7 protein-coding genes and 2 tRNA genes are annotated in these 5,226 nt (G+C 63.1%); 2 read left to right on the top strand and 7 right to left on the bottom strand.

The genetic code is table 11. The annotated features are described in order from the left end of the window. The coding region (gene dgt / locus HMPREF0591_RS30230; protein ID WP_208857732.1) for a dGTP triphosphohydrolase at positions 1 to 1,102 on the bottom strand (1,102 nt) is incomplete at its 3' end. 83 nt (positions 1,103 to 1,185) lie between these two features. Then, positions 1,186 to 1,587, bottom strand: a complete 402-nt coding sequence (locus HMPREF0591_RS03400) for a hypothetical protein (RefSeq protein ID WP_007167009.1) — start codon at positions 1,585 to 1,587, stop codon at positions 1,186 to 1,188. A 243-nt stretch (positions 1,588 to 1,830) separates the two neighbouring features. On the opposite strand from HMPREF0591_RS03400, the gene HMPREF0591_RS32090 reads away from it, so the two are divergent. Next, positions 1,831 to 2,115, top strand: a complete 285-nt coding sequence (locus HMPREF0591_RS32090) for a hypothetical protein (RefSeq protein ID WP_007167010.1) — start codon at positions 1,831 to 1,833, stop codon at positions 2,113 to 2,115. 324 nt (positions 2,116 to 2,439) lie between these two features. Here the strand turns inward: HMPREF0591_RS32090 and HMPREF0591_RS03405 are convergent, their stop codons facing one another. Both HMPREF0591_RS03405 and HMPREF0591_RS03410 read right to left on the bottom strand, forming a co-directional pair. Further along, entirely contained in the window at positions 2,440 to 2,742 is a 303-nt protein-coding gene (locus HMPREF0591_RS03405; RefSeq protein WP_007167012.1) for a DUF732 domain-containing protein, read from the bottom strand. A gap of 420 nt (positions 2,743 to 3,162) precedes the next feature. Further along, the gene (locus tag HMPREF0591_RS03410; RefSeq protein ID WP_007167014.1) at positions 3,163 to 3,702 is read right to left on the bottom strand and encodes a hypothetical protein; all 540 of its coding nucleotides are present in this window, start codon (positions 3,700 to 3,702) and stop codon (positions 3,163 to 3,165) included. A gap of 79 nt (positions 3,703 to 3,781) precedes the next feature. Here HMPREF0591_RS03410 and HMPREF0591_RS34535 point away from each other — a divergent pair, with 79 nt between their 5' ends. Then, positions 3,782 to 3,955: a site-specific integrase gene (locus tag HMPREF0591_RS34535; protein WP_007167015.1), complete on the top strand. Its 174-nt coding sequence runs from the start codon at positions 3,782 to 3,784 to the stop codon at positions 3,953 to 3,955. Positions 3,956 to 4,116: 161 nt separating this feature from the next. Here HMPREF0591_RS34535 and HMPREF0591_RS03415 read toward each other — a convergent pair. The 3 genes from HMPREF0591_RS03415 to HMPREF0591_RS03425 all read right to left on the bottom strand — a co-directional run. After that, positions 4,117 to 4,189 (bottom strand) — tRNA-Ala (locus HMPREF0591_RS03415). A gap of 151 nt (positions 4,190 to 4,340) precedes the next feature. Then, positions 4,341 to 4,414, bottom strand: a tRNA-Ile gene (locus tag HMPREF0591_RS03420). A 116-nt stretch (positions 4,415 to 4,530) separates the two neighbouring features. Beyond that, a partial coding sequence (locus HMPREF0591_RS03425; protein ID WP_007167017.1) for a DUF3566 domain-containing protein occupies positions 4,531 to 5,226 on the bottom strand: 696 nt, incomplete at its 5' end.

A 5,226-nucleotide genomic window follows, 5' to 3' on the forward strand; every position in this document is an offset into this window, starting at 1 on the left:
GACCTTTGAGGAAATAGCGAATCAGGCCGCTGACCGCGGAATTCAGCAGCCTTTTGTCGTCCTGCAGGCCGAGGTAGGGCCCTCCGGGCTGGATCACTTCGACGAGCTTTTTCATCGCGCCCACGGCCTGTTCGCGGTCAAACGGCTTGTGCTTTTTGGTCCACTTGACTTCGACGAATTGGAGGAACCGTGCGAGTTCGGGCGATGCCTGATTTGCGAGCGACAGCTGGCCCCACGGTCCACCTCGGAAGTCAAGAAGCGTGCCGACCGGGATAAGGCCGCCCCGGTAGAAGTCCTCTACGTCGTGGCAGGCAAAGGTCACGTCATCGGCCCAGTCCATAATTTGCTCTTCGACCGGTCGAGTCGTCGGCAGACCGGCGGGATAGATCCAGTCAGCGACAGCTTGGTCCTCGCGGTAAATGCCGAACTTCTTGCTTCGATCCAGTTCGGAACCATCCTTTGGTGGCGCCTGACGGGGCCACGGATACTTGATGCAGGCGTCCAGCGTTGCACGGGTGAGATGGAGACCTCGGTGCGACTGCGTTTTCCGGCACTCCATGTAGCTCAAAATGCGAAGGTTCTGAGCATTACCTTCGAAGCTGTCTGTTATCGCCGCTCCGGTGTCGGCGGCCGCGAGTCCTGGTTTGGGGGCTTCTGGTTGTCCGGGGGCCCGGTCGGCGGGGGCGTCTTGGGCGGCTTTTTGATCGGCGGCTAACTGGGCCGCGGCGAGTTCACAGTAGGTGTCGTGCAGCGCGGCTTCACCCGCGTGTCCGAAAGGCGGGTGCCCGACGTCGTGAGCCAGGCAAGCCGCGCTGACGAGGTCGGGGTCGGGACCGGGTCGGTGCGTGAAGGTATTGAGCATTTCGGTGATCCGGCGGCCGAGCTGCTCCACTTTGAGACTGTGCGTGAGCCGTGTGTGGAAACCACCCGATTCGGTGCTGGCGACTACCTGGGTCTTCCCGGCGAGCGCCGCGAATCCGCGAGAGTACAGAATTCGGTCCCGGTCGTGATTAAAGGCCGAGCGCGGGTCGAGCTTATCCGTGCCTTGACGTTTGTCGAGACCCTGCTGCCGAAGGTCGGCGTCCGAGTAATCCGCAATCACGACTGGGACAGTACCGCGCTGCGATTCCTGAGTGAGCAAGAACACTCGACCGCATTACAGGTCGGTCTCAATATCGTCGGAGATCATTCTCTGGCGTGCGCCAGTACTTCTTTCGCGCCTTGCGTCAGTTCAGTGAACTCGCCATTCCACCCATGCCGGGCCTGGTCTGCACGGGCAGAGAGGTCAAGGCCCTCGTCAGTGGCTGTCAGCAAGTCGTAGTCGAGTAGGTCGCCGACAACTGATTTCACGGTCCGCAGAATGTTGTTGCTATCGACCAGCGACCGGGCCGCCGGGAGTAGATCGGGGCTCGAGATGGCGACCACGGCGTTGTTGAGCAACTGGTGCCATGGGATGACCCCACCCGCGGCATCGCGGTGAGCGACCACCAACGCCAACAAGACCCGGTGCGGCTGAGGTAGGTCAGCAATCGAGTCGGGAAAGTGAGCCAGCGCCGGGGTCCTGGCAGGCGCCAACACTGCGTTCATAGGTGTACTCCTCATCTTGGGCCCCCGACCAAGGGACTGCTGCCCACCGTAAGCGATACCCGCTCGCCACACGATTCGAACGGAGGAATGCGTTCCACTATGCCACCTCCCGATCGGCGCCGTATATATCGAACCTTCGTTCGGCACAGTATCCACGGGGTCTGACAGCGCCTGAAACAGTTCACCCACCGGCCTAACTTGGAAACTTTGTTTCCGAGTTAGAGTCTAGAGGGAGGTGGGGACATGTCGCCGCAGGCACACCGACGTGGGCCCAAGCCCAACCCAGACCGCGGACAGAACACCGGCTATCGGGCGACCGCGCGTCAACGCTTTGAACTGCAGATGGCCGGGCCCTTTATCGGCAGCGCCAATCTCCAGGAAACAATCGACACCGCCGTCGGTGAATTCCTAGACAGAATGCGGCAGGTACCCGGGTATGCGGCTGCGTTGCTTGCCGCGGAAAATTCGCAAAGAACACGAGCGGGTGTCCGTGACATCAACTCAGACGAAGCAAGCGGCGACGATTAACAGCGAAATACAGGTCTTGCCTGGAAGTGGGCCGCGGAACTGGCCTCACACCATCCGGGAACAGCGGCTTGATACTCCATGCCGTGTAACTCAACCACGACAACTCACTGGATACGCATGCTCGCGCTGCGGGTTCGGAATCGTAACTTGACCGCTGGTGGGGTCCGCCCGGCGGCCTCCCCCTGCCGACCGTCGTGCGGGATCAGGCCAAAGCCCCGGACCCTGACACCTCGTCGTTCGTCATCAAGACGCTCTTCGAGACGGTCAAGCAACTCGAAGCACGGATGCCCGCGCGGCCTAAGCATGGCTGCCGGCCCATCTGACTCAATGCAGAGTGTCAGGGCAGAGATCGTGTTGGGCGATGTCGACGATCGTCGGCCCGAGCGCGTTGTAATAGATGCCGAAGGTCTGGGCCGCTGTCTGCGGTGACTCGCCCGCGCGGATCTCGCTGCACACCCGATAACCGTCGCTCACAGCTTTTGCCGGGATCAGGAACGGCACACCACGAGCCTGCAGGTCCGCCAGGTACGAGTTTTCATCGGCGTGAGCGGGGGCGGCGACTACTGTTGCCGCAGTGGCGCTGCAGGCGATGACCGTGGCAGCGAGAAGTGTGCCGATACGAGGCATAAGTCGACTCCGATATCCGCCGAAGGAAACACGACTGCCCGAAGCCCACAACGTATCCGCCGCGGGCCGCCCACGCTTACGGTTTGCGGAACCGAACCCACCTAGCCTAGTCCGCGTCCAAACTATTGATCGGGTCGCCGTCTGCTCTCCTGGGGCGGCCCGGTCCCTCAATACTCTCCGCCTGACCGAAGGTAATCGGCGGAAACGGGCACCCGCACCGGCGCGGCGACCGTACACTTTCAGTCCATGACCAGGGGAAAGAAGCTCACGTTGGCGCTGATTCTGACGGTCGGCTTCTCACTGCCGGTAATGGGCTGCGCCCCCTCCATCGCGCCGTTATGCACGCCGAACCCACCCACAGTCCTGTGCACCTATCCCTAGGCTTGAGTTTATCTCAGCCACAGCCCTGGGTCGGGTCGTTCACAGGCCGGCGTGGGAGCGTATCGCCTGAATAAGCTCGTCGGACCGGGCGCGGTCGTCAGAATCGTGGATGCTTGATTGGTCTATCCCTAGATCAATCTCACTGCCATCGGGGAACCGCAGGCGAACGTCGCTGACATCGACTTGATCGCGTGACGGTCTGTCAAACCTGTCAAACCGCTGAGACACCCCTCCAAACGAGAGGCTAACGGCCTCGCTCAACCGACGAGCTGACGCATCGTGGACGACTACGGTCACCTGTTGGCGCTGCCGATGAAGCTGAGCCTCCGCGTCACGGTCGTACTCCGCGACATCAAACTCCATCTCCACGTGAATCAGCCGCCCGTCGTCAGTGACAGCAACGACAGCCCACCGGCTCGGCCCGCTAGACGTGTACGCGGACCACGACGCAACGATGCTGTGATCACCGACGAGAGCCGCGACCTGCAGCTGCACACTCCGCGGGCTGCCCAGACTAAGACGGTGGTGAGTGTGGATGCCGATCTCACGCCAGTAGCCCGCAGACTCGGAGAGCTTCATAGCCAGGACAGTAAGCCCCCGCACCGACAACCAGGGGCCGGGCCACCCACGCCGCCGACGCCGGTGGTGGTCGCAGGCCGTGGCAACGGCGCAGTTGTTCCTGCAGACCGTGACGGATGCGGCCGGGAATCAGGCCGTAGTGTATGACTTCAAGCTCCACGAGTTGCGGCACACCGCAGCGTCCCTGGCGATCCTGGCCGGTGCGAACATCAAGGCCCTGCAGAACATGCTCGGCATGAGTCTGCGGGCTTGACGCTGGACCGCTACGGCCACCTGTACGGGTCGGATGTCGAGGCTGTCGGCGTAGCCATCAACGCGTTATTAACTCGCGATTGTGGCCAAAATGTGTCCACGGGGAGTTTTAGTACAGTACTAGATCTCCATCAAAACGCCGTCTAGCTGGCGCTTTACTTGTGGAGCCTAGGGGAATCGAACCCCTGACACCCGCCTTGCAAAGGCGGTGCTCTACCAACTGAGCTAAGGCCCCTCGACGTGACTGGGTGGCTGACCGGACGTGTCGTCCACCGCCACGTGCCAGACCTCGACCCCGCGCCGGTACCGCGCCGCCGCCACCACCACAGCGATCAGCATGATTGGCAGGGCAAGTCTTACACAACGTCTTGACGGGCACATGGTTGTGGGCCTAGGAGGACTCGAACCTCCGACCTCTTCGTTATCAGCGAAGCGCTCTAACCGCCTGAGCTATAGGCCCGTACTCGCGGTACGGCCGAGCGACGAGATTACCGCAATCGGCGCCCCACCCCCAAAACACTAGTGGCGATCGCGAGCGCCGCACAGCCGGGCGAAGCGGATCGTCACCGCCCGGAGTCAGTCGCGGTCCGCCAGCGTCACTTCGATACCGCCGATCAAATCGGTGGTCAGGTTGTAGACGAACGCGGCGATGGTGGCCATCGCGGTCAGCAACACGATGTTGACCAGGCCGATCAACACCGCGCCACCGAAGATGGTGCCGCTGGAGACGAGTTCGCCGCTGCTGCCGCTGGTGTTGTTGAGCAGGTCGCCGACGTTGCTGTTCAGCTTCGACCACACGCCCATACCGCCGAGGACCAGGTAGAGGAACGCAACGGCGATCATCCAGACGAAGAACAGCGCGACGGACAGCAGCAGGGACACCTTCAGCGTGCTCCAGGGGTCGATCCGGCGGATCTGCATACTGGCCCGCACCGGACCGCGCGGTCGGCGGGTCACCTGCGTGCGGTTCTCGCGGGTGTCGCGGCCCTCCCGGTTTTCCGGAGCCGACGAGCGGGCGGACCCCGCCGTGGTCGAGGCCTCCGATGTGCGATCGGCCGGCGGCTTGCGCTGCGGGCCTCGCGGCAGCGGACCGGACAGGTCCGGCAACTCACTCGCATACGCCTCGGCCGGCGGGCCGTCGCCGCGCCCCGGCGGGGCGTCGGTGTCGTGCGGCGGGTTCTTCGCCTGATGGGGCGCGCCTGGAGCCGCGGTGCCGGAGATGAACCGGTTGAGCCGGGCCTCGACACCGCTCGGCGGCTCGGGCTGCCGCTG

Origin of the sequence: Mycobacterium parascrofulaceum ATCC BAA-614 (assembly GCF_000164135.1) — a bacterium.
GTDB classification, from domain to species: Bacteria; Actinomycetota; Actinomycetes; order Mycobacteriales; family Mycobacteriaceae; genus Mycobacterium; species Mycobacterium parascrofulaceum.